31 protein-coding genes and 4 pseudogenes are annotated in these 24,645 nt (G+C 40.0%); 23 read left to right on the top strand and 12 right to left on the bottom strand.

The genetic code is table 11. The annotated features are described in order from the left end of the window. Positions 1 to 221 precede the first annotated feature (221 nt). From ACN6NE_RS03995 to ACN6NE_RS03975, 5 genes and pseudogenes are all read left to right on the top strand, one after another. Positions 222 to 740, top strand: a complete 519-nt coding sequence (locus ACN6NE_RS03995; protein WP_474324636.1) for an enoyl-CoA hydratase/isomerase family protein — start codon at positions 222 to 224, stop codon at positions 738 to 740. A gap of 139 nt (positions 741 to 879) precedes the next feature. Then, a complete protein-coding gene (locus ACN6NE_RS03990; RefSeq protein ID WP_276319764.1) occupies positions 880 to 1,008 on the top strand; it encodes a hypothetical protein in 129 nt (42 codons plus the stop codon). A 240-nt stretch (positions 1,009 to 1,248) separates the two neighbouring features. Then, positions 1,249 to 3,567, top strand: a complete 2,319-nt coding sequence (helD, locus tag ACN6NE_RS03985; RefSeq protein ID WP_129704113.1) for an RNA polymerase recycling motor HelD — start codon at positions 1,249 to 1,251, stop codon at positions 3,565 to 3,567. A gap of 368 nt (positions 3,568 to 3,935) precedes the next feature. Then, a complete protein-coding gene (locus ACN6NE_RS03980; protein WP_474324634.1) occupies positions 3,936 to 4,307 on the top strand; it encodes a hypothetical protein in 372 nt (123 codons plus the stop codon). Between the two features lie 24 nt (positions 4,308 to 4,331). Next, positions 4,332 to 4,526, top strand: a pseudogene (locus tag ACN6NE_RS03975) (CPBP family glutamic-type intramembrane protease); the annotation flags it as partial. Between the two features lie 178 nt (positions 4,527 to 4,704). Here ACN6NE_RS03975 and comJ read toward each other — a convergent pair. Both comJ and ACN6NE_RS03965 read right to left on the bottom strand, forming a co-directional pair. Continuing rightward, positions 4,705 to 5,112, bottom strand: coding sequence for a competence protein ComJ (gene comJ / locus ACN6NE_RS03970; protein ID WP_474324633.1), 408 nt, complete (start codon positions 5,110 to 5,112; stop codon positions 4,705 to 4,707). 35 nt (positions 5,113 to 5,147) lie between these two features. Next, positions 5,148 to 5,522 (bottom strand): annotated as a pseudogene (locus ACN6NE_RS03965) (NucA/NucB deoxyribonuclease domain-containing protein). Positions 5,523 to 5,814: 292 nt separating this feature from the next. Between ACN6NE_RS03965 and ACN6NE_RS03960 the strand changes: the two are divergent. After that, positions 5,815 to 6,075: a metal-sensitive transcriptional regulator gene (locus ACN6NE_RS03960; protein WP_013058561.1), complete on the top strand. Its 261-nt coding sequence runs from the start codon at positions 5,815 to 5,817 to the stop codon at positions 6,073 to 6,075. 156 nt (positions 6,076 to 6,231) lie between these two features. Beyond that, complete coding sequence (locus ACN6NE_RS03955) at positions 6,232 to 8,181, top strand: FUSC family protein (protein ID WP_474324632.1); 1,950 nt, start codon at positions 6,232 to 6,234, stop codon at positions 8,179 to 8,181. 35 nt (positions 8,182 to 8,216) lie between these two features. On the opposite strand, the gene ACN6NE_RS03950 is transcribed toward ACN6NE_RS03955, so the two are convergent. Next, the gene (locus tag ACN6NE_RS03950) at positions 8,217 to 9,035 is read right to left on the bottom strand and encodes a squalene/phytoene synthase family protein (RefSeq protein ID WP_129704103.1); all 819 of its coding nucleotides are present in this window, start codon (positions 9,033 to 9,035) and stop codon (positions 8,217 to 8,219) included. A gap of 274 nt (positions 9,036 to 9,309) precedes the next feature. Here ACN6NE_RS03950 and ACN6NE_RS03945 point away from each other — a divergent pair, with 274 nt between their 5' ends. Then, entirely contained in the window at positions 9,310 to 10,242 is a 933-nt protein-coding gene (locus ACN6NE_RS03945) for a patatin-like phospholipase family protein (RefSeq protein WP_474324630.1), read from the top strand. Positions 10,243 to 10,253: 11 nt separating this feature from the next. On the opposite strand, the gene ACN6NE_RS03940 is transcribed toward ACN6NE_RS03945, so the two are convergent. Continuing rightward, positions 10,254 to 10,619: a DUF3221 domain-containing protein gene (locus tag ACN6NE_RS03940; protein WP_129704101.1), complete on the bottom strand. Its 366-nt coding sequence runs from the start codon at positions 10,617 to 10,619 to the stop codon at positions 10,254 to 10,256. Between the two features lie 174 nt (positions 10,620 to 10,793). Between ACN6NE_RS03940 and ACN6NE_RS03935 the strand changes: the two genes are divergently transcribed. The 3 genes from ACN6NE_RS03935 to ACN6NE_RS03925 all read left to right on the top strand — a co-directional run bounded on the left by ACN6NE_RS03935 (position 10,794) and on the right by ACN6NE_RS03925 (position 12,332). Next, a complete protein-coding gene (locus ACN6NE_RS03935) occupies positions 10,794 to 11,402 on the top strand; it encodes a hypothetical protein (protein ID WP_474324628.1) in 609 nt (202 codons plus the stop codon). A 135-nt stretch (positions 11,403 to 11,537) separates the two neighbouring features. After that, complete coding sequence (locus tag ACN6NE_RS03930) at positions 11,538 to 11,801, top strand: hypothetical protein (protein WP_129704098.1); 264 nt, start codon at positions 11,538 to 11,540, stop codon at positions 11,799 to 11,801. 192 nt (positions 11,802 to 11,993) lie between these two features. Then, entirely contained in the window at positions 11,994 to 12,332 is a 339-nt protein-coding gene (locus ACN6NE_RS03925; RefSeq protein ID WP_129704096.1) for a hypothetical protein, read from the top strand. Between the two features lie 43 nt (positions 12,333 to 12,375). Here the strand turns inward: ACN6NE_RS03925 and ACN6NE_RS03920 are convergent, their stop codons facing one another. Next, positions 12,376 to 12,849 (bottom strand): YtxH domain-containing protein, encoded by a 474-nt coding sequence (locus ACN6NE_RS03920; RefSeq protein ID WP_013058548.1) that lies wholly within the window; start codon positions 12,847 to 12,849, stop codon positions 12,376 to 12,378. Between the two features lie 327 nt (positions 12,850 to 13,176). Here ACN6NE_RS03920 and ACN6NE_RS03915 point away from each other — a divergent pair, with 327 nt between their 5' ends. Continuing rightward, on the top strand, positions 13,177 to 14,652 hold the full coding sequence (locus tag ACN6NE_RS03915; RefSeq protein ID WP_129704094.1) for a glycoside hydrolase family 32 protein: 1,476 nt from the start codon (positions 13,177 to 13,179) through the stop codon (positions 14,650 to 14,652). 49 nt (positions 14,653 to 14,701) lie between these two features. Here ACN6NE_RS03915 and ACN6NE_RS03910 read toward each other — a convergent pair whose 3' ends face one another. Together ACN6NE_RS03910 and ACN6NE_RS03905 are read right to left on the bottom strand one after the other, a co-directional pair. Next, complete coding sequence (locus tag ACN6NE_RS03910) at positions 14,702 to 14,983, bottom strand: hypothetical protein (RefSeq protein ID WP_013058546.1); 282 nt, start codon at positions 14,981 to 14,983, stop codon at positions 14,702 to 14,704. Positions 14,984 to 15,069: 86 nt separating this feature from the next. After that, entirely contained in the window at positions 15,070 to 15,258 is a 189-nt protein-coding gene (locus ACN6NE_RS03905; RefSeq protein ID WP_013058545.1) for a hypothetical protein, read from the bottom strand. Between the two features lie 123 nt (positions 15,259 to 15,381). Between ACN6NE_RS03905 and ACN6NE_RS03900 the strand changes: the two genes are divergently transcribed. After that, complete coding sequence (locus ACN6NE_RS03900) at positions 15,382 to 15,594, top strand: hypothetical protein (protein WP_240702416.1); 213 nt, start codon at positions 15,382 to 15,384, stop codon at positions 15,592 to 15,594. A gap of 127 nt (positions 15,595 to 15,721) precedes the next feature. Here ACN6NE_RS03900 and ACN6NE_RS03895 read toward each other — a convergent pair whose 3' ends face one another. Both ACN6NE_RS03895 and ACN6NE_RS03890 read right to left on the bottom strand, forming a co-directional pair. Further along, complete coding sequence (locus ACN6NE_RS03895; protein WP_474324625.1) at positions 15,722 to 16,966, bottom strand: MFS transporter; 1,245 nt, start codon at positions 16,964 to 16,966, stop codon at positions 15,722 to 15,724. Continuing rightward, positions 16,963 to 17,706 (bottom strand): MerR family transcriptional regulator, encoded by a 744-nt coding sequence (locus ACN6NE_RS03890; RefSeq protein WP_474324622.1) that lies wholly within the window; start codon positions 17,704 to 17,706, stop codon positions 16,963 to 16,965. Before ACN6NE_RS03890 ends, ACN6NE_RS03895 begins: the two co-directional genes overlap by 4 nt. A gap of 83 nt (positions 17,707 to 17,789) precedes the next feature. On the opposite strand from ACN6NE_RS03890, the gene ACN6NE_RS03885 reads away from it, so the two are divergent. From ACN6NE_RS03885 to ACN6NE_RS03865, 5 genes and pseudogenes are all read left to right on the top strand, one after another. Further along, the gene (locus ACN6NE_RS03885; RefSeq protein WP_474324620.1) at positions 17,790 to 17,996 is read left to right on the top strand and encodes a hypothetical protein; all 207 of its coding nucleotides are present in this window, start codon (positions 17,790 to 17,792) and stop codon (positions 17,994 to 17,996) included. Positions 17,997 to 18,086: 90 nt separating this feature from the next. Next, positions 18,087 to 18,470 carry a lysostaphin resistance A-like protein gene (locus ACN6NE_RS03880; protein WP_474324618.1) on the top strand — a complete coding sequence of 128 codons (384 nt, stop codon included), beginning with the start codon at positions 18,087 to 18,089 and terminating at the stop codon, positions 18,468 to 18,470. Between the two features lie 227 nt (positions 18,471 to 18,697). Further along, a pseudogene (locus ACN6NE_RS03875) lies at positions 18,698 to 19,659 on the top strand (aldo/keto reductase). A gap of 95 nt (positions 19,660 to 19,754) precedes the next feature. Further along, on the top strand, positions 19,755 to 19,925 hold the full coding sequence (locus ACN6NE_RS03870; RefSeq protein ID WP_165351665.1) for a hypothetical protein: 171 nt from the start codon (positions 19,755 to 19,757) through the stop codon (positions 19,923 to 19,925). 62 nt (positions 19,926 to 19,987) lie between these two features. Continuing rightward, a complete protein-coding gene (locus ACN6NE_RS03865; RefSeq protein WP_162213596.1) occupies positions 19,988 to 20,146 on the top strand; it encodes a hypothetical protein in 159 nt (52 codons plus the stop codon). An 18-nt stretch (positions 20,147 to 20,164) separates the two neighbouring features. Here ACN6NE_RS03865 and ACN6NE_RS03860 read toward each other — a convergent pair. Continuing rightward, positions 20,165 to 20,359, bottom strand: a pseudogene (locus ACN6NE_RS03860) (hypothetical protein). A 247-nt stretch (positions 20,360 to 20,606) separates the two neighbouring features. On the opposite strand from ACN6NE_RS03860, the gene ACN6NE_RS03855 reads away from it, so the two are divergent. The 4 genes from ACN6NE_RS03855 to ACN6NE_RS03840 all read left to right on the top strand — a co-directional run bounded on the left by ACN6NE_RS03855 (position 20,607) and on the right by ACN6NE_RS03840 (position 22,323). Continuing rightward, entirely contained in the window at positions 20,607 to 21,104 is a 498-nt protein-coding gene (locus ACN6NE_RS03855; RefSeq protein WP_240702533.1) for a hypothetical protein, read from the top strand. 64 nt (positions 21,105 to 21,168) lie between these two features. Next, positions 21,169 to 21,687: an N-acetyltransferase family protein gene (locus ACN6NE_RS03850; RefSeq protein WP_474324616.1), complete on the top strand. Its 519-nt coding sequence runs from the start codon at positions 21,169 to 21,171 to the stop codon at positions 21,685 to 21,687. Positions 21,688 to 21,689: 2 nt separating this feature from the next. After that, a complete protein-coding gene (locus tag ACN6NE_RS03845) occupies positions 21,690 to 22,172 on the top strand; it encodes a DinB family protein (RefSeq protein ID WP_474324614.1) in 483 nt (160 codons plus the stop codon). Next, complete coding sequence (locus ACN6NE_RS03840; protein WP_474324612.1) at positions 22,156 to 22,323, top strand: hypothetical protein; 168 nt, start codon at positions 22,156 to 22,158, stop codon at positions 22,321 to 22,323. Before ACN6NE_RS03845 ends, ACN6NE_RS03840 begins: the two co-directional genes overlap by 17 nt. An 11-nt stretch (positions 22,324 to 22,334) precedes the next feature. On the opposite strand, the gene ACN6NE_RS03835 is transcribed toward ACN6NE_RS03840, so the two are convergent. Further along, the gene (locus tag ACN6NE_RS03835) at positions 22,335 to 22,895 is read right to left on the bottom strand and encodes a PNPOx family protein (protein WP_474324610.1); all 561 of its coding nucleotides are present in this window, start codon (positions 22,893 to 22,895) and stop codon (positions 22,335 to 22,337) included. A gap of 123 nt (positions 22,896 to 23,018) precedes the next feature. Continuing rightward, the gene (locus ACN6NE_RS03830; protein WP_474324608.1) at positions 23,019 to 23,273 is read right to left on the bottom strand and encodes a hypothetical protein; all 255 of its coding nucleotides are present in this window, start codon (positions 23,271 to 23,273) and stop codon (positions 23,019 to 23,021) included. A gap of 297 nt (positions 23,274 to 23,570) precedes the next feature. Here ACN6NE_RS03830 and ACN6NE_RS03825 point away from each other — a divergent pair, with 297 nt between their 5' ends. Next, a complete protein-coding gene (locus ACN6NE_RS03825; RefSeq protein WP_474324606.1) occupies positions 23,571 to 24,581 on the top strand; it encodes an aldo/keto reductase in 1,011 nt (336 codons plus the stop codon). The last annotated feature ends 64 nt before the right edge of the window (positions 24,582 to 24,645 follow it).

Below are 24,645 nucleotides of genomic sequence, written 5' to 3'. Positions count from 1 at the left end.
CAGTGAGTTCAGCTGCATTTGTGCTGTTTATACTATAGCACGTCTTATTTGATAAAAACATGGAAATGATTCATGGAATTATTGACGGAAAATTAAAAAAGTAATGGAAATAATTATGAGTTTGTTGTATGATAAAACTATGAAAATAACGTTTCTATTAAAAAGCGATGTATTTTGAAAGCGCTTTATTCATAAAGGACGACAGGGGAAAGGGCGGAGGAATGATGAAAAGATTTATCAAAGTAGAAAAAAGAAACCATGTGGCGGTTGTACGAATGAATCAGTCGATGCTCAATCGTTTGAACAGTGAAGTCATGTATGAGCTTCAAGAAACGATGAATGAGCTGCAGCACGATGCTTCGGTTGGATCTATTGTATTTATGGGAGAGTACTATAAAATGAACGGAGATCATAGAACAACCTCTTTCCTACGTGAAGAAACAGGAAGGCTTTATCAGCCAATTCATGCAGTAGCAGCTCGAGCGATTTTTCAGCGTATTTCATGCAGCTCCAAACAAACGATTGCGCTTCTTACAAACTTTACGTTTGGCGGAGGGTATGAGTTAGCTTTAGCATGCGACGTACGAATTGCAGAAGAATCTGTGCAGCTCAAATTAACAAACGGCATGACTGTTAGTGCTCAAGAAGCGTGCAATATGGGAAAAGTGCAGCATGTCGTGCAAAAAGGAAAAGGATTAGCATATGCGCTTGCGCTGAACGCATTGGAAAAGGAAGCTTAAAAAACGCTTTCACTTTATTTTTATAAAGTGAAAGCGTTTTTATTTTATTTTGATAATAAAAAGGTATTGAAAATTCTGAAAAAAAGAGTAGAATGATAACAAATCTACTTATTTTAAATAAGTAAAGGAGCTGGTATCAATGCCATTCATTTTTAAAGAAGCCGTAGTCGGATTATTTACAGCGGCAGCAGCAGGTTTACTGGCGTTTCAAGGAGTAGAAGTGGTGTCAGCCATCATTCATCTACTAACTTTTTGGAAACAGCAATAGCTAATAAGTAGAAGAACGACTTATAAAGATAAGGGGCTTGAGACTATCTCAGCCCTTTTTGTTGTGGAGTTCATTATTTTTCAGTATACTAACAGTGGAAATTAAGACATAATATGGTTACATAGCAGGGATTTACGAGCTCAGTATGGAAGTATGTAGGCTCTGAAAAAATAAACAATGATCGCTTTTACCCGGTAACAAGTTTTGTTATCGGGTAACGTGTGTAAGGGGTGTGGATAAGTGAAAGACAAAAATTTAACAGAAGAACAGCAGCGAGTTGATTGGGTAGTAGAAGAAATCAGCCAAAAAGCTGAAAAAATAGGAAAAAGCGTAGGAAACGTAAAAGGCGAAATTGTCGATTTGCGAAGCACGTTTTGGGACGATGTCACGGTTAATATGGATGAGCCGGATGACGTGATTGAGACATTTACGAGTATTAAGCAGCAGGCAGAACTTTTAGCTGAACGTGAAATTACCCATAGACAAGCGTATGATCAATTAAAAACATTAAAAAAACTAACGCAATCCCCTTATTTTGGACGTTTTGATTTTATAGAAAATGGTGAAAAAGAAGCGGAAGCTATTTATGTGGGCGTGGGCTCTTTAATGGATCAAAAAGATGAAGAGTTTTTAATTTATGATTGGCGTGCGCCTATTTCGAGTCTTTATTATGATTATTCACCGGGAAAAGCGCAGTACGAAACGCCAGGTGAAGCGATTAAAGGCGAGATGAAGCTAAAGCGTCAGTTTATTATCGAAAATAGCGTAATTAAAAGCATGTTTGATACAGGAATTACCATTCGAGACGAGCTGCTTCAAGAAGTGCTCGGACATAATGCAAGCAGTCAAATGAAAAGTATTGTAGCGACAATTCAAAAAGAACAAAACCAAATTATTCGAAATGAAAAAAATAAAGTGCTGATCGTTCAAGGGGTAGCAGGGAGCGGTAAAACGTCTGCGGCTCTTCAGCGCGTGGCTTATCTTCTCTATCATCATCGAAAGCAGCTGACTGCAGAAAACATGATGCTGTTTTCACCAAATCCGCTTTTTAACAGCTACGTCTCAACCGTTCTTCCGGAGCTTGGAGAAGACAATATGAAACAAACAACGTTTCAGCAATATGCCGATGGCCGGTTAGGAAACGAGTTTGAAGTGGAGGACTTGTTCGTTCAAATCGAATATTTGCTAACGGAAAAAGATGCTGCGGCAAAAAAGCAAAAAATGCAGGAAATTCGCTACAAGGCAAGCCGTGAATTTAAAAAACAGGTAGATGCGTATATCGAAGAACTTTCTACTAAAGACATCATTTTTAAAAACATTAAGTTCCGCGGCGAAATTGTTTTATCCGCTCGGCGTTTGCTGTCTTATTTCTATTCACTTGATACGGGAATCTCCATACCTAACAGGATGCAGCTCGTAGCGGAATGGGCGCTTAAACTCATTAATCAGCTTGAAAAACTTGAGCGCAAAAAAGATTGGGTTCAAGAAGAAATTCAGCTTTTAGAAAAAGAAGATTACGTGGAGGCCTATCAGCACCTGCAGAAAAAGGAAGGCTATACGGAAAGCTCATTTGATGATTTCGACCGGGAACAAGCGTATTTAGCCAAAGCTGTTGTAGCTAAGAAAATGAAATTTATTAAGCAAGCCATCAAGCAGCTTAAATTTATCGACATTCGCCGTATCTATATGCAGCTGTTTGAAAGAAATCACCTTTTTTCCCACGTAGAGGGATGGGAAGACACTGCTAAAAACACGGTGCACAGAATCATGAACATGAAGCTGTCTTATGGAGACGTAACGCCTTACTTATATATAAAAGATCAAATTGAAGGGCGCAAAGCTAATCCTGTCATTCGCTATTTGTTTATTGATGAAGCACAGGACTATTCACCGTTTCAGCTGGCGTTTTTAAAAGAGCTGTTTCCGCATGCCAGAATGACGCTGCTTGGAGACTTGAATCAAGCGATCTATGCGCACGCTATGAACGCACCGACCATTCTTTCAAGCGAACTGTACGAAGAGAAAGAAGCAGAAACGCTGACTCTTACGAGAAGCTACCGATCAACACGCCAAATTGTCGAGTTTTCAAGGGATATGGTGGCAAATGGCCATTTAATCGAGCCGTTTAATCGAGACGGAGCGAAACCGACAGTGACGGCTACAGGCGACGTGCAAAAGCTGCATGAGGCAATTATACACAAAATTAATGAATTGAAGCAGCAAAACTATAAAACGATTGCTGTTATTGCCAAAACAGCTGAGGAAAGTCGTCAGGCATTCCAAGCGCTGCCTGAAGCGATGTCTGCAAGGCTGCTGACAAAAGAAACAAGTTCATTTGAAAAAGGCATGCTTGTTCTGCCAGCTTACTTAGCAAAAGGAATTGAATTTGATGCCGTCATCATTTACAATGCATCGAGTGAATGTTACCAAGATGAATACGAGCGAAATTTATTTTATACAGCATGCACAAGAGCGATGCATGAGCTGCACTTGTTCTCACTTGGTGAAATCAGCCCGTTTATATCAAATAAAGAAACTTATGAATACTACGGTAAATAAACAGAGAACGGTCAGTGTCTTGAGTGTCTGAAATAGTAGTACGGAAAATAGAGGGTGAAATCGCAAAGGTTTTACCCTCTATTTTTTATTTTTATAGATGGATTCAGTTTATTTTCATTGCTTAAATAAAAATTGTTTGGTCAAAGTCCAGCTACCATAAAGCGAATCAGAAGAACAGTGAAATGAGGAGTTTTATATTCAATATTTACGAATAAATGTATTACTCATCCTTATAATAAGTTTATTTTTCTTATAAGTTATTTGCTGCGGGAATGTTGCCCATCATTGGCTTGCTTTTTATCTATGCTTTAACCTCTAAATATCGTGCAACGCTTTCTCTGTTTCTATTCTTTTTAGTAGGGACATGTATGTTTCAAATAGGAAGCAATTATATTACTGAATGGGATCTATCTAAAAAGATGAAAATTATGATAAACAGAAGTTTACTTTTGTTTATCATAGGTGGACTATTGCTTTCCATTTTGTTGTCCAAACAAAAGGTATTTCTTTTTGCATCATTACCAGACTGGCAGAAACTCATAGTGATGCCATATCATTCGATTAAGCTATCGTACTTTTTAATGTTTGGTCTAATTGGTTCGGCTACAATCTTTGTACCGTTACTGTTCGTTGAAGATATAAGCTATACAAAATCATTCGTCATATACGGTATAGTATTCTCCGTTATAAACACTATTTTAGAAGAATTGCTTTGGAGAGGGATTATGTTATCTTATTGAAAAAGTAATCTTTCCACTTTTTATGCTGTTTTCATTACGAGTATTGGATTTGGTCTTTTGCACATATCAATAGGAATTCCTTTAATCATGAGTTTACTTTTTTCTTTTGGTGGACTTTTCTATGCATTTGTCGTTTTAAAGACGAAAAGCATATACCCAGCCATAGTTTTTCATTTTATTATTAATTTAGGTATGGTTTTTAACGGATGGATATTTTAGCATCTTGCGCAAAAAGAGGCTGGAACATAACGCAATTAACTCAATGAAAAAGTCCGAACGATTCATCGTTCGGACTTCCTTCACTTAAAATACGTTTGGTTCAGTCTCTTTTTATGAGTTACTTACTGTGTAATTATGATTATACTACTTGAACTGCTTACAGTAGGCTTCCTTCTTTTTATTGACTTTCAAAATGCAGCAAATACTTCACTAAATAAAGGCCTGAGTTTGTTTTTTCTTGAAGAGGAATAGTCAGGCATGTAACGTAATAATATCCTTTTGGAATGTCATAGCTTAAGGTTTCAGATAGGACGCTTTTGATTTCAATCCCCTCGCTTTCGACGTGAAAAGGAAGGCGAGTGGTCTTTTCAGCCCGTGATGCGTCTGGAGTTTCGTTTATCCACACTTCAATAATGGCTTTTGTGTTCGATACGGCTTCAAACGAAATAGCTTTATCGTCTGCGACATATCCTTTTTGAATATCTTCATCACTCCAGTCGTGATGGGGCTTTGGCTGTCCTTTTTGAAATAGCGTAAACTGGTGATAAGACATGGTTAGCTCTTGTTCTTTCCATTTTGTTTTCATGATTTCACCTCTTCAAAGTAAAACTTGTTCAGCTATTATTGAACGATAAATTGTACGCGTGTACCATCTGGGTACTGTTCTAACTGATTTCCAACCCATGAGCCGGCTCCGCGGTTATCAGAAGGTGAAATATAGCGAATATCAGCTCCTGCTCCGCCTTCTTCGCACATAGCCATTGGCCATTCATCACTGTCATAACCTGTTTATGTTGGATATCCTTTCAGCGATTCTTCCCGGTTCGCTTCAGCACCGTCGCGATCAATTGTGCAAACGGAAGAGTGCCCAGCGGCAATCGCGTCACGAATATGATCACCCGTTTCAGGATATCGGTCTAACGGAAAATAAAGCGTCGCATCATAGTTTACTTCAGCTTCCGTTTTTTCAGGAGCTAAAAAAGCCGCATGTCCCATAAACCCTAAAATACATGCCATGATAATGAATAGACTTGCCATTAATTTTTTCCCGTATGTAGCCATCTCAAACCTCCAGTGTAAGTCGTTTATACAGCTTAACTATACTCTCAGATTGCTAAGTTTAGATTACAGGACAATAAATAAGGTGTAAACAAGTATTAACATTTATGTTAAACTTTCTTTACTTGACATCATACCCTAACAGGTATAAAGTTGTGTATACATTTACTTCTTGCGTACAGCTTAAAAGCAAGAAACGCAATCATGCATGAGCGGAGGTAGTAGTATGATGGAATATGATAAGCAAGTTAAAAATCGTTTAAAACGAATTGAAGGTCAGTTAAAAGGTGTCTTAAATATGATGGAACAAGGAAAAGACTGCCGTGACATTGTGACACAGCTCTCAGCAGCCAGAAGCGCAATTGATCGCACGATGGGTGTTATTGTCAGCACCAATCTTGAACAATGCGTAAGAGAAAGCATTGAAAAAGGCGAGAATACCGAAAACTTAGTAAAAGAAGCAGTAGAGCTGTTAGTAAAAAGCAGATGAGACATTCGTTTCATCTGCTTTTTGTTTTTACTGTACGCTGCTCATAAGGATAAAAACCGCTGTTCCTAAACACAATACGGATAGGAACAGCGGTTTTTTAGGTTTATCTCGTTTTAAGAACAGGAAAGATATATGGAGAGAAAGGAGGAGGTCAAGGTGAGTGATGACAAAAAGTCACCAACATATAATCATACTGAAATTCATCATAAAATTGAGGCTTCTCCACAAGCGCCGGGAATCAAAGCTGCTTTTCGCTTTAATCACGCTTCTTCTCCGTGGGTAAGAGGAATCAGCTCAGGCTTGTCTTCAAGCCTGCCGATTTTGATAGGAATTTTGTGTGATCATTTGCAGTACGGACTCATTGCAAGCATTGGCGGCTTTACATATTTGTATACAAAAGATGAGCCTTACGCGCAGCGCGGCGTTAAGTTATTTTTAGCTTTGCTGGGCATTACGCTGTGCTTTACACTCGGCTCGTTATTTGCTGACGTAGCTTGGATGAAAACCATTTTATTTGGTGTTATTGGAGCTGTATCGGTTTATGTTTTCGGAGCGTTAAAAATTCCAGGACCTTCTGCCATGTTTTTTGTCCTTTCATTTGCTGTGAGCACGAGCATTCCAGCGTCGAATTTGCAGGCTGTTTTTTTGCACGCAGGACTCGTTTTTTTAGGAGGGATACTATCTTGGTGTATTAGCATGAGCGGCTGGCTTATTAACCCGCGCGGACCTGAAACTGCCGCTGTGGCGAAAGCGTACAGGCAGCTAGCTTCATTTGTCGGGTCTCTTGGTACGGAATCGTTTCACGCCGAGCAGCATAAAACGGTTGTCGAGCTTCGGGCAGCGGAAACAGCGATGAAACAAGCGAAAATTAATCGAAAAAAATCATCGTTTGCGCATCGTCTGTTTTTATTAAATCAAAAAGCCGAAGGGCTGTTTATCTTTGTGATGGCCGCTGCGAACGATTTTAATCCAGCTGTTTCTAAAAAAGCACAGGCAGTGATTGAAACGTTCGCATCCGAAATGGCCACGTTAAAAAAACATAAAAAAATTCGAGACGTTCGAGAAGAAATTGAAGAGCTGTCCATCAAAGAAGAGCTGCGCACATTATTATTAGATGTAAACGACGTTCTTCAAATGAAGGAATTAAAAGAAACAGAGTATATTCAATTTTCACAAGGTAGCGTAAAAGCACGGTTAAAAGCTGCTTTTCACAAACGTTCGTATGTGCTTAAAAACGCTTTGCGCTACGGAATTATTATGATCATCGCCGCAGCTGTTGCCTACACGACAAATATTCCAAGGTCTTACTGGATTCCGCTTACGTGCGCGGGAGTGATGCTTGGAGCAACCGTTCGTGCAACGGTTCAGCGAGGTATTCAGCGCTCTGTCGGAACCATTTTAGGTATTTTAATTGGAACGGGGATTCTGATGCTTGAACCAACGGGAATCGTCATTGCGCTCATTGTCTTTGTGCTTCAGTCGACGATTGAAATTGTAATTGTCAAAAACTACGCGCTCGGCACGCTCTTTATCACACCAAATGCTCTTTTAATTGCTGAAAGCGGTCATCCGGATAAAGCGATTAGCTACTTTACGTCTGCTCGAGTGATTGATATTGTCATTGGTTCTGTTATTGGAGTGGTCGGCACGGTATTAATTTTCAAACGAGCTTCTTCACTTCGTTTGCCATATTTGCTTGGAGATGTGATACGAAAAGAAGGACAGTTTTTAGAAATGCTAAGCACCGAACAAGATGAAGAAAGAATTAAACGAGAAAGAAATAAGCTTCAAGGGGAACTCGTTAATCTTCGGGCGCTGTACGATAATGTGATTGGAGAATATTCTAAAACGGCCGTCAAGCTGGAAGGGTTGTGGCCTGCGGTTGTCGCTACACAGCAGTTAGGTTATATGCTTCTTGCGTCGTTTGAAGGATATGAGCTGTCAGAAACGGAGAAACGAGAGCTTAAGGAAACATTTGCTCAGCTAGCTGCAGCAGCTGAGCAAAAACGAGCGCCAAAGCTTTCAAGTGTTCCGACCCTGAAACACTACCCAATTATTCAAGAAGAAATAGTCGCTTTATATGAAAGTCTGCAGGTAGAGATATAAAAAGCACGGAACCCAGGGGCTCCGTGCTTTTGTTTTTACATATCCACAACTTCATTTACCGTTTTATTTACATCGTCACGCGTCATTTTTTCTTTTCCTTTCATCAAGGCGTTTAATGTTCCATCAGCAAGCGCTAACGGAATTTTACAGAAATGAAGGATTGGAAGCGATTTGACATCTTCTAAATATTTCTTTCCTAGTGAAAGATTGCGGCGAGCGTAGGCAAACATATCTTCTCTGCTCCAATTGTTAGGAAAGAAGCTGACTCCACGCTCTGAATCTTCCGAGGTATTACGCAGGATATTCACAGACTGCAAGCCGCGTCCAAACGCAATAGCTAATTCTTTGTCTGTTTCCGTGCCGTCATACCATTTCCAAATGTCATTAAGCATCACACCTACTAGACCAGCTACGTAGAACGTATAGTCATCTAAATCCGCTTCATTTTGAATATGCCAGTCTTTTTCTACCCAATCGGCCATTCCTTTGGCCATAATAGAAGTTGCATCTAATACTTGATCTGCAACTCCAGTCGGACAAAGCGCAATCCAGTTGCCGAGCTGAAGCGTTACGTCAGGTAAATCAGCTTGATAAGGACCTACTAATGCCATGTATTCGTCTTCGCTAAAAGACTTTTTTAACAGGTCACTAATGGCGTAAAGCAAGCGGCTTTTTACACCGGCTTCTAGCTCAGGGTGATCTTCAATTTCATCAATTGCCCTCATACATAAGTAAGCAGATCCTACTGCATCCTGCAATTCTGCCGGCAAGTGGCTAATTGGAATAAAAAATGTTCGGCTTGTCTCTTTTAACATCACCATTGCGTTGTCGCGTAATTTGTTGGGTACACTCATTGATAACTAGCTCCTTTTTACATATCCACATGTCAAATTAGTTTAAGTTTTCATCTTATATACTATAGTAACAAAAAATGAGCATTTAATGGAGTTTAAAGATTACTTATTAACGATATTGTCATTATTTTGTAGAGTTTTAGTTGTTATATCCTTATGTTAATGGAAAATGAAACGTTCTTTTAGCTTGAAAAATAAAAGGCATGGAGTAATGAAACCTTGAATATACAAAAAGGGTATATAAAAAGTAGAGAGTGGTATTGGAGGGGAAAATGTGAAAGCAGATGCTGTATTTGAAGGGGGAGGCGTTCGAGGAATTGCATTCACGGGTGCGATTGAAGCGATGGAAGAAAGCAATGTAGAATGGCAGCGTCTAGCAGGTACGTCAGCGGGAGCGTTAATTGCGGCACTTTTAGCGAGCGGCTATAAAAGCGGTGAAATTCGCAGGGAGCTTCAAAACATGGACTATGCTAAGTTTCGCGGGAAAACGATCATTAACCGAATTCCTCTGATTGGAAACTTGATTGAACTGATGGTTCATTTAGGTTTTTATAAAAATGATTATTTGGAAAAATGGGTGTATGGTCTGCTGCGTGAAAAAGGAATTGAAACGTTTGCGGATTTGCCGGCAGATAAGCTGAAAATTATTGCCTCGGACATTTCGAACGGACAGATGTTTGTGCTGCCTGACGACTTGCCTCGCTACGGAATGCAGCCAAGCGATATGAAGATTTCACAAGCCGTGATGATGAGTGCGTCTATTCCTTTTTTCTTTCGTCCCGTCATCTGGAAGTCCAAAGGATTCAAGAGGTCATACATTGTCGATGGAGCGCTTTTAAGCAATTTTCCGATTTGGCTGTTTGATACGGAGCATCCGCGTTTCCCGACGTTTGGTTTTCGATTTGTAAAAGAAGAAATTGATACAGCCGCTATTATTCCGACGCCGGTCCATTTATTTAAAAGTATGTTTACGACGATGCTGCAAGCTCATGATTTGCGTTATTTGAACGCGGAGACAAAAGAACGAACGGTGCAAATTCCAACCGGTGTGATTACGGCAACGGATTTTGCCTTAAAGGAAGAAGAAATCGAATTTTTATATGAATCTGGTTATATATCAGCAAAGCGCTTTTTAGAAAAGTGGGATTTTGAACAGCATAAAATGAACCGGACTGGACGTCAGCTGACACGAAGAAAGCTCCCGTAACAGGAGCTTTTCTACGGCTGTTTTAAAATGTTGACTTCAACAGCTTCGCCTTTTGCCGGAATGGAATACTGAACGCTTTTGTCTTTTTTGAGCCATGCTTTAACGAGCTGTCCTTTTTTGTATGTTTGATCATCCGAAACTTTTACATAAATAGGCTGTACATCGCTAGAACCAAGTATTTCTTTTGTTGTATAGTCAAGCGCAGTATCTCGGGGAATGACGTTTGCAATAAGAATTTCATCCTGTTTCACTTCTAAAATGCGCCCTTGAACTAAATAGCCGGCCGGCTTTTTTGACTGCTCGGCGTTATCAGAACAGCCGCTTAAACAAATAAAAAAGAGAAGAAAAAGTGCAGTTGATTGAACGGTAAACTTCATAAAATCTCCTTTCCGTTTCAACATGACTACCATTATAACGCGTTTGACCATTTCTTTTCCAGTTTTCGGAGAAGGCAAGAGGTAATCGTTGACGTTATTTCAGCACGCGTGATATGTTTTAACTCATAAACGCTATTTTTACTAGAAGCCACGCTTAGTATGGGAGGTCCTTATATGGATGTTACCTTTTTAACCAATGTTATTCGACATATATTAGAACGAGATAATTTTGTCATTGACTTTGAAGAATCAGACGAACAAAATATTCATTTTTGGCATCGAGACGAGCCGTTTCGCCTTTTTATTTCAGAACAAACGGAAAGTTATTTAGTATGGACCGTTTTTGAAGATGAAAAAGAACAGTGGAGCGGAAAAACATTTCTTCAAGAAGTGACGAATACGTGTAAAGACTGCAGTGAGCCAATCGCGCATTGGATTTATAAAGACGAAGGCAAAGCAGGTTATTGCGATCATTGTCTGCAAACGTTTGGTAATGCTTATTTTACAAATGCTGATGATATCAAGCAAAACCTTCATTTAATTGACGGTTCTATTTGTTTTATTACCGATGAAACCGGAAGCGATTGGTGGATTGCATATGAAGGATTCAAACGAGTAATTGCAAGATTAGAAGAAAATCCCGATCAGAAAGTCGAAATGTACAAGCACGAATATCCGGTCTTTAAATGGGAAATACATTTTCTAACGGAAAACAATTCTGCTAGCTTTAAGTTCAAAGATGACTTCGCATCTGGAATTGTACCGAAGGGAAGAATACTCTAACATCCTTGTTATAAGGGTGTTTTTTCTTATAATGGGAAGTTTTTTTAAAAAAATAATTAATTTAGGTTAAAAAGAAGGAATTAAAGGGTAAAGAGTAGAAGATATATCACTATAGGAAGAATGGGGGAAATAATTATGACAACTACAACAAATTTAACACTGGGGTACAAAATGTACACGATTGATTTTAGCCGTCCAACGCAGTCTAACGAGGCACTGCTTGATTTCTTTAGAGATGTGCAGCACAGACAGGGAAATAATGCAGAAAGCTTTTCTAAAACATTAATGGAAATCGAAGAAATCAAAACAAAATATGTAGATCACGAAATCGTACAGCTGGCTAAATCGCTTGAACAGCAAATAAGCCGCTCAAATGCAGAAAAACTTGAGGTCAGATAATCACCAGAAATGGTCGATTTATCAGACCTTTTTTATTTCTATCGACGTAGCACTTTTGGGGTGAAGTCAAAGGGACTGGGAATCTGGGAGTATAGGTTTTTGGTCGAGGATAAAATTCTGTACATGTCAACGGATGTTTGATTTCATCAAAAGTTGTAGATGAATAGACTATCAAGTCGTTGGAGGCGTTGTATGGTTGGAATTTGCAGCTGGAAGTGTGCAGTGAGTGGAATAAGTATTGCGAGTGTCTACAGTAAGCAGCCGTCGTGGCAGCGGGAATGTTATTTGGTGACACCTGGTAAAGTTTATTATGAGTCGTGCTATCAAGGGTACGGAGAGTTTGCGGGAATGGATCTTTTTTGTTTGATGAGAGAAAGCGGAGCGGAGAAAGAAGACAGTGAAGGGGTAGCGGCTTTTAAGCCTAAGATTGTGCTGGCGAAGTATTACAGCGGACAGCGTTATGAAGAACTGCCGGAATCAGAGCCGTGTCCGTACGGAGGCTATTTTTTTGAAGGGTGGAAGGAAGGGTAGCGAATATACATAAAAGCTGTAGAGATATCTCTACAGCTTTTTATTAACGTCTTGTTTCATCGACAGATTGTTCTAAGTCACTTACTTCTTGCGTAATTGTATTTAATTCTTCTTGCACCGCTTCAGCTTCAAGAACAGGATCTTGAACGATTTCTGTCGTTTCAAGCTCTTCTGCTGCAGCCGTTTCTGCAAGCGGCTGTTCTTTAGCAGTGCGCAGAGATTTCACTTTGTTGACAACTTGCGAAGATTGTTCGGAGACTTTTTGTGAAAGACGAGCCGTGCGCTGTTTGAGATCTTGGCCTTTTGCATATACCGTTTCTTTCACTTGACCTGTTTTAGCAAGTGCTTGATTCGCTCCGTCTTGAATAGAAGCACGCAGCTCTTTTCCTGACTTTGGCGCTACTAGTAAAGCTGTTGTTACACCCACTACGCTGCCTACTAACGTGCCGACTAATAATTCTTTGCTTCCACCTTTTGTTTCTTTACCCACTGTTTCTTTTACGTTTTCTTTTGTCATGACATTTCCTCCTTTTATAATATGTAATATGAAGGGTTTACCATTTTGTTGAATACTTCCTGCAAAACGCAAATGATTCGCTAAAAAAATCTGCAAGTGCCGTCGGACGCTCGTACAGGCTGGTGAAATTTGATTGTATATAGTATTCAACCACCTGACAGAAAAACCTTCTTTTCTGCTATAAAAACAGAAAAAAACTTATCTATAAAATCCGACACAAGAAAACGACAACATTCGTTCTTTGGTAGCATTTTCACTTGAAATTTTATATCATAGAGGGCAAGGAGAATACGTTCTCTTTTTTTAGATGCTGGAGGGATTGAAGAAATGGCTGAATCGAAGTACAGAACGATTTTAGAAGCAAAATCTAATGAGTTAGAAGAATTAAAAGACAAAGCAATCAAAGACAGCTGGCAGCCGATTTATCATATTCATCCACAGTACGGGCTGATGAATGATCCAAACGGATTGATTCAATTAAATGGTGAATATCACGTGTTTTATCAGTGGTATCCGTACGGTGCGATGCATGGAATGAAGCACTGGGCTCATGTGAAATCTACGGATTTAGTAACGTGGGAACGCCTTCCGGTTGCGTTAACGCCAACGGAAGAATATGAATCGCACGGCGCATACTCAGGCGGCGCGATTGAAAAAGATGGTCAAGGGCTGCTGTTTTATACGGGGAATGTAAAATACGAAGACGGCTCACGTTCAGCTAATCAATGTATCGCGATGCTAAACAGGGATGGAAGTGTAGAAAAATACACGCATAATCCAGCGGTACGAGGCGTTCCTGATGGGTATACAGGACATGTGCGCGATCCGAAAGTATGGAAAGAAAATGATACATATTATATGCTGCTAGGCGCTCAGCGTGAAAACGAAACGGGCGCATTAATTGTGTATGAATCAAGCGATGCGCTTCAGTGGTCATTTAAAGGCGAAGTTAAAACATCGCTTCCTGACTTTGGCTATATGTGGGAGTGCCCGGATTACTTTAAACTGGACGGAAAAGATGTGTTTGTCTTTTCGCCGCAAGGAATCAAAGCGGATGGCCACGATTTTCATAATATTTATAATGTGATCTACGCGGTGGGAACATTTGATGTGGAAAGTTTAACGTTTGAAATGGAGTATTACCGTGAAATTGATAAAGGTTTTGACTTTTATGCACCGCAAACGTTCCAAGATGAAAGCGGACGTCGCTTGCTATTTGCATGGATTGGAAACCCGGACGTTGACTATCCGTCAGACGAATACGGATGGGCCCATGCCTTAACGCTTCCTCGTGAGCTTTCGCTTGAAGGGAATGAACTGGTTCAAAAGCCTGTAGAAGAGTTAAATAAGCTTCGAGATCAAGCGGTTCATTTTAGAGGAACGCTAAAAAATGAAGAAGTGATCATTGACGAAGCAACAAACAATGCATATGAAATCAATATGACGTTCCGCGAGATAGGGGCCAAACAGTTTGGTTTAGAGCTGTTTAATAGTAAAGAAGAAGAGCTTCGCCTCGTGTTTGATACAGAAAAGCAAGAAGTGCGACTCGACCGCTCTTCATTCCACCATCAATATGCAACGGAATACGGTGTGGTTCGCTCTGAAAAATGGACAGCGTCAAATGAAGTCGATGTTCGCATATTTGTCGACAAAAGCATCATCGAAATTTATATAAACGGGGGCAAAATTGTCTTCACTTCCCGGGTATTCCCGAAAAAAGATTCCAAATCAGCTGTAAATGTATTTGCAGAAGGAGCTGTGGATTACCGTATTGATTATTACGGTATGTCGCGCGGTATTTAATATAATAAATAAGAAAAGCCAATGAAGATCATTCATTGGCTTTTTGGTTCTATAAAAATAAGATACAAATACATGAAGCAACTAAATGAGGGACAGCTGCAATAATAAAACGTTTCATCCATTCTGTATCCTCTCGCTGCCGGACCGGGGTAAAGTAAGGTCCTCTCGTTTCAAATCGAAATGCGTCCAGTAAGGTTACGAGTGCAATTGCCGTAAGTAATATACCAAGAGGGCCTGAAATATAGTAAATATACTGCCAGTTGCCTGCTGTAATAGAAATGATAATCACAATAATTAAAGATATAATGCCAGATATTAATCCTGTTTTCAAACTCAAAATCTCCTTACATCCAGTTTTTGCTTATCTATTTTACCATAACCGAATGAAGGTTTGTATATACGGCTCGGGGCGGATATTTACTTCTTAATTGACCTTCTATGTAAGTATCTTCTCGTATAAAACGAGTTTCCTAGCAAAAGCAGTGTCCCTAGAATCCAGCCAGCTGCAGGGGAATAAGGAAAGATATTTTTTAAAGCCATCCCAAAAGAAATAGAGGCTGCTCCGAGTATAAATAAAAGCAGCGTGATTCCTTGACGTTTTTTCATATGTACCACCTCTATTACTAATTTTACCATAAAGTGTGAGTATAGTAGAATAAAATGTAAGATATCATACAAAAAAAGAAGTATATGGTAAAATTTAAGGAGTAGGAAGGGAAGAGGGATGCAATGATTAAAAAAGGATTTATAGCAGGTATCGTGACGGTCGGTATTATTCTTGCTCTTGCTGCTTTTACAGGGAAGTGGAGTTATCTTTATTCTGTGTCAGGCACGATGGGAGCAGTATCACTGGTTTTAGCTTTGGCATACCTTATTGACAGTATCGTGCTAGGAAGTACACGCACATTCTTTTCAGCCAAAAAGACGCGCAAGGTGAGCTGAGTTGAAGAGGCAAAACGATTTGGAGCTATTGCAGTACCGAACGTATTAGCTGCTTTGATTTATGTAGCCGCTGGTTGATGAACAGGAGTCTATAAAAACAGCTTGAGGTATAACCTCAAGCTGTTTTTTATGCGTCAATCTGAACGTTTCTTTCCCCTTTATCACGCAGCGGCATCAGCATACTCACAAATCCAACGCTTACGATGATGATTGCCGCCGTTAAAAAAGTCGTCTGAGCACCTGCAAGCTTTACGACCATGCCTCCAAGAAGAGGAGCAGTAAGTAAAACGGCACTCGTTAAGGTGTTAATGAATCCGTACACTTTTCCGAGGTGTTCCTTGTCGCTGTATGTTTGAACGATATAGTTAAACAGCAGTAAATTAAGCCCAACCCCGGCCCCTCCAATAGGTGCAGCAATCAAAATGAAATAGCGTGACATAACGGCTGGATTAAAGCAGCTAATGAAAAATAAAGCCCCTCCAAATAGAAGCAGTCCAAGTGATAAAAGTCTAAATGGATGGTGAACCTGTTTTTTTCTATTAAGATACACTCCTGTTGCTAGCGCTCCCAGCCCGATTCCAGGAAGCAGCCAGCCGAGCATTTCCGGATGGTGAGGCAGCACATCTCGCAGGAAGATGCTAATTTGAGCGTCAACAAGCATGACTACAAAATAAGAAAGGTGAAACAAAATAACGACGCGTAAAAGGATTGAGTGCTGAAAAACGATTTTCCAGCCGTTTGAGTCCGTTTCTGTCGGTTGATGGGAAGAACGAGCAGCTTGCCCTTGAATGTTTTTACCTGCTTTTTTAAGTGAAAACAGCACCGAAATAGAAATCATACAAGCTGCGGCATTAACTAAAATGCATGCTTTTGGCGTTGTGAACGTCAGCGCGGCGGCTCCGAGGAACGGCCCCACAACTTTGGCAATTTGAAACATAATGTTTTGTAAAGTAGAGGCCTGCAGCAGCTGATCTTCTTTGACCACTTCTCGAACGTAAGCCAGCTGTGCGGGCACTTTCATAACAGAACTCATAGAGCGCAGGGTCAGCACCCCTAGTGCTAAAAGCGGTTCATTTGTGAAAAATAACAGACATGTGAACAGAAGACGGACTAGTTCAGACAGAAACATCAGCTGTACTTTATCGCAGCGGTCCGCTAAATTTCCTGCTGCTTGACTTAGCAGGATGCTAGGCAAAGCGTACACGACAGGAATAAGCGTAATCCAGAGGGAATTTGCGTGCCACACGTATGTAAAAAGCGTCATCACCGCAAACATATCAAATAAATCTCCGAAGCTTGCCGCAGTGCTTGAAATAAATAATTTTTTATAAGAAGAATTAGCAAACAGCTTTTCTTTGTTCAATACCTTCATTCCTTTATGTGTTGTTCGTAAAAAATAATCGCATCTTCAATAAATTGAAGGACTTCGCTGTCAATAGGGTAGAGATTAAGTGAACTTGATCCCTCAGGAGATTTGCGGAAATCCCAAAAGGCTTTTTCTAAAGCCGTATGATGACCAAACAGTTCACTGGATAAAAGCAGTATATCAGCTGCAATTAGCTGTCCATCTTCAGATTGAGGTGCACGCTGGTGCTTTAAGCAAAGCTGAACTCGTTTTATGATGTTAATCCATTTATCGGCACTCGCATTCTCCATTTTAGGCAAATCATGCTGCAGAAGCTCACTTTCTTCTATTAAAAGCGAAAGCAGATCAGTCCAGCTGCTTTTAGTAGTAGACTGATTTTGAACTAAGGGAAGGAGCTGCTTCCAGTTTAATTCACCTTCTATTTTTATACTGTTGCGAAGAGTGTGAGTATGTTCTAAAGCTCGTTGAATTTCTGAAGCTTTTTGCTGAAGTTTTTGCTGGTGAATCGCTAGAAGTTCATCAATACTCACTTGATGAAGAATAAGTTCAATATCTCGCAAAGGAACGGCTAAGTTTTTTAAAAGAGTAATTTTCTCTAGTGTGACTAGGTCTGTTTCTGAGTAAGATCGCTTTCCGTTTTCGGCTTTTGAAGATGGATGAAGCAAGCCGATTTGATCGTAGTAACGAAGCGTACGCACCGTGAGGCCTAATTTTTTAGCGGCTTGCCCAGTAGAAAAATAAATCATTTTTAACCCCTCCCAAAAAATGCTTGCAGGTAACGTTACGTCACCTTTTACACTGAATATATGTAAAAGGGAGGCGAAGTAAATTGAAACAAAAAAATCAAGGATTATGGACAATAAAATCATTCGTAATTATGCTGGTGGTCACGTTTATTGCTGTGCCTGTTTTCATTGAAGGAGCATTACATCAAGCTTTGCAGTCGCTATTTAAAAGTGAGCTCTATGCTGGAACAGCTACTGGATTTGTCATAGCAGCTGTGTTTTTATCAGCTCTGTATTGGCTGATGGTTTAGGCTGGTGATAGAAAAATTGGTTTTCAATCGTTTTCAAAGCGTCACTGGCCGCTCATTCTTTTTTGGCTTTTTGTGCTGATCTTAGGAAGTGTGGCAATTGTTGTGCTAATGGAGTGGTTTGGTATGACGTATGAAAATAAAAAAACAGCCAGTTTACAGCATGACCTGTCGCTGTTTTCATTTATACTTGCTTTTGTTTCAGCCGCTGTAATCTCACCTTTTTATGAAGAGATTATTTACCGAGGATTTTTTTATACATGGCTGAAACGTAAAGGAGGAATTGCGTTTGGATTAGTGGGAAGTTCGTTTATCTTTATGCTGGTGCATATTCCAACGTACAATACCTTGCCTGTTAACTTTTTTTCAGGTCTTGTGTTTGCGTGGGTGTACGAAAAAACAAAGTCGTTGCTTCCAAGTATGATCATTCACGCTTGTTTTAATGGAATCGCCGTTATCTTAACAGCGGCAGCTTGATGTAGTTACGATAACGAGTAAGCTATGATTTATCTTACCATATTATGTCTACTGAAGAAGCGAATTGCAAAAAAATAAGCGAAAAATGAACCAAAAAACTGCTAGAAGCATTGCCTGTTTCTAGCAGTTTTTTATATATGCACGCAAGCTTAAGGCTTGTCTTAAAGTGGACGTTAAGGTGTATGATAAGAGAGAGTAAAGACAGCAATAAAAAGGAGAGGGTATCGATGCAATATCGAAAGCTTGGAACAACAGGTCTGGAAGTATCAAATTTATGTCTAGGTACCATGGCGTTTGGACGATGGATTGACGAAAAAGCGTCGGCAGCTATTTTACATAGCGCCATTGAAAACGGCATTAACTTCATTGACACAGCCAACTATTACGGAAAAGGGCAGGATGAAGAGTTTAGATATGGCACAGGGGAATCTGAAGAAATTATTGGACGTGCGTTAAAAGGAAAACGAGATGATGTTGTGCTTGCAACAAAAGTCGGCATTGCCGTAGGAAAAGGCAAAAATGATAAAGGCCTTTCACGCACACATATTATGAGAGAAGTGGATAATCAGCTGCGAAGACTGCAGACGGACTACATTGATCTTTATCAAGTTCATCTTTTTGATCACCATACACCTATGGAAGAAACGCTTCGCGCGCTAGATGATTTAGTTCGCCAAGGCAAAGTTCGTTATATTGGCTGTTCCAATTACGCCGCGTGGCAAATCGCAAAGTCTCATCATATTAGTGACAAAATGAATCTTGAAAAATTTATTTCTTTCAGCCCCAGTATAATCTTCTCTCTCGTGAAATTGAACAAGAGCTGCTGCCGTTTAGTCAATCTGAAGGTGTAGGCGTTATGGTATATAGTCCGTTAGCGCGCGGCATGCTTTCAGGAAAATATAAAACACCAAATGACGTGCCGCCAGAAAGCCGCGCTGCACATGGTGAAAAGCTGCTGCGAAACTACTTTACAGACCGAAACTTTCAGCTGGTGGAGCAGTATCGCAAGTTAGCAGAACAAAATGAAGTAAGCTTGTCTCAGTTCGCTCTTTCATGGGTATTAAATCAGCCCGCTGTAACATCAAGCATTATCGGAGCTAGTAAATTGCATCACGTAACAGATGCGGTTGAAATCAGCGATTGGACATGGTCAGAAGAGCTGTTGAATACCGTAAATTCACTGTATTGATAAAAAGTCCGCAGGTGCACCTGCGGACTTTTGTGTTTAAATTTTAAAGACAATAAGAAACTTACTGTAAAAGGTTAAGTAAAGGGGATAGAGTAATGAAAAAAATAAAATGGAATAGTTTTATCCTCCTGCTGATTTCAAGCGGAGTATTTTTTATCAATCATCAGTACGCCATTTTACTAGCGGCTTGGACCGCTTACGGAATGGCTTTATCAATCCTAGTTTATTTCTTTTCATACGGTATCAAGGATTCAAATCAAGAGTAAAAAGCGTATATGCGTTTCTTATTGTCTTCAAAATAAGAGAAGAAAATGAAAGGGTGGAAGAAATGGGAGAACTTTTTTGGATGATTTTATTCGGAGCGTGTATATGGGTGCCACTAATTTGGAATAAAATTGCGATTGGCAAGCGCATCGCACACGAAGAAAAGAAAGCAGGACGTGATTTAACAGGGGAAATCAATCCATTTACCGGAGGAAGAATGTAAATAGAGAGTAAGATATATCTAAATTAATCCCATTGAAAGACGAACGAATAGGATTAATGAGCTCGTATGAATTACTTGTGACACCGCTGTTGATTTCCGTGCAAGACTTCGCTTTCCGCAGGCAGCCGGTGAGCCTCCTTATCGCTTACGCTTCTGCGGAGTCTCACCTGTTCCGCTTTTCCCGCAGGAGTCTTCGCCTTGCCCTCCAATCACCAGCTAGAAGCAGCTACATACATGAAACTTACGTTCAGCCTATCCATAAAAAATGCGAACGAATTTAATTCTCTACCAAGAATCTCAATGCATCGTTCAGATTTTCCTATCATTAAAATACTTTTGTCTCAGCCTCTTTATTAGTAAAGAAAACAATAGTTTAATTTTGTTATAAGTGGTATAATTAACCATATTTATTTTGGATAGAAAGGCTGATGAAAAGGTGTTAATATTCTTTTTGGCCGGCATGGTACTTGTGCTGGTGATGATTGTTTTTTCGCGTACGCTGTGGGTGCCCAGCGGAATGGTAGAGCGTCTTAGCAAGAAAAAGTGGTTTCAAAATCATTGGCTGAGCGGAGGCTATTTGTTTGGCATTAATGCTTTATATTTTGGGGCTACGATGTTTTTACTCTATCTTCTTATGTTTACAGATATCCCTTATTTACATCTGATTCTTATGTTTTTAGCGACGATTGTAAGTATTCTCACGTGGAGCGCCGTTAGTGCAGCGTGGACAGGATCATTTAAAAACCGTCTTAAAATGGCTTTAACGGGAAGCAGCTTTTACTTGATAGTGGCATTAATTATGGTGATAGAGTGGCTAAGCGTTAAGCCTCTGTATCCCCATGAAGATACGTTTATGCAAGCTTTAGGGTGGATGCTTGGCTTTTTTGTTTCCGCCGTCGCTTTTAGTATATGTTTCATCTTCACGGTGTTTCTTGGAAACCGTTCAGCACGTGTGTAATGATATCATCCGTTTATTAACGTTTTTTTCTAGTTAACTACTATTCACGAAAGCAGGGGTAAACGTGATTCGAGAAATTTCAGTTTCCGATGCAGCCGCTTTTTTAGCGTTAAATAAAGAGCTTGATCGAGAAACAGCATATATGCTGTACGAGGGAAATGAGCGTGCGACTACGCTTGAACAGCAGAAAAAAATGATTACAACTTTTTTAAAGATGCCGAATTCGACCATTTTAGTGGCGGAACAAGACGGACAGCTCGTCGGACATCTATCTGTGATTGGCGGAAGCGTTAACCGAAAAAAACACAGCGCATACTTAGCTGTTGGCGTACTTCAATCTTACGGAAACCGGGGCATCGGCACTTCGTTGTTTAAAGAAATGGAGAGATGGGCAGCGCAGAGCGGCATTAAACGAGTGGAGCTAACGGTTATGACCCACAATGAACCGGCCATTTCGCTGTATAAAAAGATGGGTTTTGAAATAGAAGGGAAAAAAGTATGTTCACTCGTTGTAGATGGAAAATCAGTCGATGAATATTATATGGGGAAGGTTTTTGAAAAAACGTGCTTAAAGGAGAAATGAACATGGAAACGACGATTGTTCAGTTAAATGAATGGGTAATAAAACTTCCTAAAAAGCTTGAAGTATTCTCTCAAGCAGCGGCGTCAAGCCGCCCTGCTCCTAAGAAGTGGTCACCGAAAGAAATTGTGGGGCACTTATGTGACTCAGCCATTCACAATTTACAGCGCTTTATCAACGTGCAGCATGAAAAAAAACCTTGTGTACTGACGCCTTATAAACAAGATGAATGGGTAGAACTGCAGCACTATCAAGATACGCCGATGGAAGAAGTAGTTGCTCTATGGCGCAGTTTAAATAAGCAAATTGCTTCCGTTCTTTCGCATATACCAACAGAAAAGCATATGTATCAATTCGAATTAGACGATGGAAACTCCGTTTCGCTTGAGTGGTTGGCTAAAGATTATATTAATCATTTAGAGCATCATATCAAGCAAATTGACGCTCAACTGCCGCTAGGAGGCAAAGAGGATGAAAAAAGAACATAAAAAAGAAGAATCTCAGGTGAAAGTAGATTTTAGAGCAGGCCGGGCCTATGGTGATCATGAATACATAGGAAGTTCGAAAAAAGGCGTGCTTCTTGCTTTGTTACCAGTTCTGATCATTTCCGGAGGTATACTGTTTCTGATGGTAAAATGACAAAAGCCGCATTATAGCGGCTTTTTTTCATAGAGGTGCTGAGTTTTGCTTTCTTCGGGATTGTTGCGGCTTTCTAGGGTGGAAAAGCCTGCGTGTTCTGCGACTATTTTAGCTGCGGAAGGAAGCGTTTCGACTCTTTCCCAAGATTCTGGATTCCACAGCTTTGATCGCTTGAATGCTTTGCTGCAGTGGAGAAAGCATTCTTGTACTTCGACGCCGATAGCGAGCAGCGGAGTTTTATTGTGAACCGCCATTGTTTCAAGCAGTGCTTTTTCTTTTACAATGCAAGCTTTGCCGTTAATCCGCAGCGTTTCTTCTATGCCTGGAATCAATAGCCTTTTCTCATCGACGACTTGTACAAAACCAGGGTGATCACCTCGCGGAGAGCTGTCGCAAATTCCTTTATAATCAGCTGTAGCGATGATGACAAAAGGGGAATGTTTAATAAATTCCCGGCAGTGTCGATCTAGATAAGAAATTATTTTTTGATGCGCCAATTTGTTAGGCGCGCCGACTATACGGCGAAGCTCTTCTTTCGTTTTTACTTGTTCTTTAAAGTGACTGTTTTTCATTCCTTTTTCACTCCTGCTGTATGCGTATACTGAAAATACCATTTTTATATATGAAATACTATATTTTTATATTTAAAAAACAGAAAAATCAGTATATTTAAATGGAGTAGAAGTGTTATAACGCTAGCTTCGGTCTTTTTTAAAATTTTTGATTGCGTTATCAAATATGTCATTAACCGTTTTCATATGTTCGCTGACAAGATGATTCGAGTTTTTTTCTCGCTGGCGCATGTCTTTCAACAAATCATCCATATCATCTAGCAAACTTTGAAAATACTCATCTTTTTGTTCTTCTTTCATTGTGGAATCGTCCATTTCATCAAGCTTATCGAGCTTATCTTCAATTTTTTTGAAGTATTCATCTCTCAAGAATCTCACCTCATTTATAAAGTAGCTTTCTGCTTATTGTATGCAAAATGTTTGTTTGCATGAGTAAGAAGTAGAAAGTACATAAATAAAAGGAGAGTTTGAAAAGCTCATTTGCTTCTTAGTAGGTTACTTTTTAGTTCCCATATTACTTTGAAGTGCGTACTTTTTTTTATTGTGTATATGCTTCATAATAAATTTTGTCAGGAGATAATATGACATTTAATGAATAGATCAGTCGTTAAGTTTACCTTCATACTGATCAATTTCTAAAATAGAGTTATAAAAATTTCAGGAGGTTTTATGAATATGAGAGAGATACTGCAAGGAAAACTAGGTTTTGGAACGGCACCCCTGGGCAATATGTATCGTAATATTCCAGAAGAAGAGGCCATCGCGACGGTCGATGCTGCTTGGGAAAGCGGCATCCGTTACTTTGATGCAGCTCCTCTTTACGGAGCTGGCTTAGCCGAGATGCGCCTTGGTGAAGCCCTGTCAAAAAGAAATCGCGATGAGTATGTGCTAAGTACAAAAGTAGGTCGCGTTATTTCAGATGAACTAGAAGACACATCTTCACGTGATATGGGAGAAAAAGGCGGACTTTTTGAATTTGGCCGTAAAAATAAAATTATCAATGACTACAGCGCGGATGCAACTCTTCGTTCGATCGAGCAAAGTTTAAACCGTTTGAAAACAGATCGCTTGGACTTTGTGTATATTCATGATGTCGCGCAAGATTTTTATGGAGATGAGTGGGTAGGACAATTTGAGTCTGCTCGAACGGGCGCATTTCGTGTGCTTACACGCTTGCGTGAAGAAGGGGTTATTAAAGGATGGGGACTTGGAGTAAACCGAGTAGAACCAATTGAAATCATGCTGGAGCTGGAAGAAGCAAAGCCGGATGTCTCGTTGCTAGCTGGGCGTTACACGTTATTAGATCATGAACGTGCGCTGCAGCGAGTAATGCCCGAAGCCGTAAAGCATAATATGGACATTGTTGTCGGCGGACCATACAGCTCAGGCGTTCTTGCTGGAGGTACGCACTTTGAATATCAAAAAGCATCTTCAGACATTATGGCAAAAGTAGAAAAAATCAAAGCTATTGCAGATCGTCATCAGATCAGCATTAAGGCTGCTGCTGTCCAATTTTCACTCGCTAATCCAGCGGTTGCTGCTGTTATTCCGGGTGCTAGTCGTCCAGAGCGTATTGCAGAAGACAAAGCGGCATTAAACACAGTCATTCCGGCAGCCTTCTGGGAAGAAATGCGTGAACAGAAGCTTGTAGCTCCTCATGCACCGCTGCCAGTTAACGTGAAGTGAAGATGAAGAAACTGTAGATTTCTTTCGTGGCATTTAATGCTTAGATTGAGCAGTTAAAGTTTAT

The sequence above is a fragment of the Priestia sp. 53B2 genome (assembly GCF_056099005.1).
Note: the sequence above shows the minus strand (reverse complement) of the source record. Positions and strands in the feature narration are given on the sequence as shown.

Coding starts and splice junctions, on each gene's coding strand:
- ACN6NE_RS03950 (WP_129704103.1), bottom strand. CDS start 9,035: ATGAGTGTACCCAACAAATTACGCGACAACGCAATGGTGATGTTAAAA.
- ACN6NE_RS03930 (WP_129704098.1), top strand. CDS start 11,538: ATGACAACTACAACAAATTTAACACTGGGGTACAAAATGTACACGATT.
- ACN6NE_RS03895 (WP_474324625.1), bottom strand. CDS start 16,966: ATGAAGGTATTGAACAAAGAAAAGCTGTTTGCTAATTCTTCTTATAAA.
- ACN6NE_RS03980 (WP_474324634.1), top strand. CDS start 3,936: ATGTTTCAAATAGGAAGCAATTATATTACTGAATGGGATCTATCTAAA.
- ACN6NE_RS03855 (WP_240702533.1), top strand. CDS start 20,607: ATGGTACTTGTGCTGGTGATGATTGTTTTTTCGCGTACGCTGTGGGTG.
- ACN6NE_RS03845 (WP_474324614.1), top strand. CDS start 21,690: ATGGAAACGACGATTGTTCAGTTAAATGAATGGGTAATAAAACTTCCT.
- ACN6NE_RS03995 (WP_474324636.1), top strand. CDS start 222: ATGATGAAAAGATTTATCAAAGTAGAAAAAAGAAACCATGTGGCGGTT.
- comJ (WP_474324633.1), bottom strand. CDS start 5,112: ATGAAAACAAAATGGAAAGAACAAGAGCTAACCATGTCTTATCACCAG.
- ACN6NE_RS03990 (WP_276319764.1), top strand. CDS start 880: ATGCCATTCATTTTTAAAGAAGCCGTAGTCGGATTATTTACAGCGGCA.
- ACN6NE_RS03905 (WP_013058545.1), bottom strand. CDS start 15,258: ATGAAAAAACGTCAAGGAATCACGCTGCTTTTATTTATACTCGGAGCA.
- ACN6NE_RS03840 (WP_474324612.1), top strand. CDS start 22,156: ATGAAAAAAGAACATAAAAAAGAAGAATCTCAGGTGAAAGTAGATTTT.
- ACN6NE_RS03925 (WP_129704096.1), top strand. CDS start 11,994: ATGGTTGGAATTTGCAGCTGGAAGTGTGCAGTGAGTGGAATAAGTATT.
- ACN6NE_RS03835 (WP_474324610.1), bottom strand. CDS start 22,895: ATGAAAAACAGTCACTTTAAAGAACAAGTAAAAACGAAAGAAGAGCTT.
- ACN6NE_RS03935 (WP_474324628.1), top strand. CDS start 10,794: ATGGATGTTACCTTTTTAACCAATGTTATTCGACATATATTAGAACGA.
- ACN6NE_RS03960 (WP_013058561.1), top strand. CDS start 5,815: ATGGAATATGATAAGCAAGTTAAAAATCGTTTAAAACGAATTGAAGGT.
- ACN6NE_RS03915 (WP_129704094.1), top strand. CDS start 13,177: ATGGCTGAATCGAAGTACAGAACGATTTTAGAAGCAAAATCTAATGAG.
- ACN6NE_RS03940 (WP_129704101.1), bottom strand. CDS start 10,619: ATGAAGTTTACCGTTCAATCAACTGCACTTTTTCTTCTCTTTTTTATT.
- ACN6NE_RS03890 (WP_474324622.1), bottom strand. CDS start 17,706: ATGATTTATTTTTCTACTGGGCAAGCCGCTAAAAAATTAGGCCTCACG.
- ACN6NE_RS03870 (WP_165351665.1), top strand. CDS start 19,755: ATGAAAAAAATAAAATGGAATAGTTTTATCCTCCTGCTGATTTCAAGC.
- ACN6NE_RS03825 (WP_474324606.1), top strand. CDS start 23,571: ATGAGAGAGATACTGCAAGGAAAACTAGGTTTTGGAACGGCACCCCTG.
- ACN6NE_RS03900 (WP_240702416.1), top strand. CDS start 15,382: ATGATTAAAAAAGGATTTATAGCAGGTATCGTGACGGTCGGTATTATT.
- ACN6NE_RS03865 (WP_162213596.1), top strand. CDS start 19,988: ATGGGAGAACTTTTTTGGATGATTTTATTCGGAGCGTGTATATGGGTG.
- ACN6NE_RS03920 (WP_013058548.1), bottom strand. CDS start 12,849: ATGACAAAAGAAAACGTAAAAGAAACAGTGGGTAAAGAAACAAAAGGT.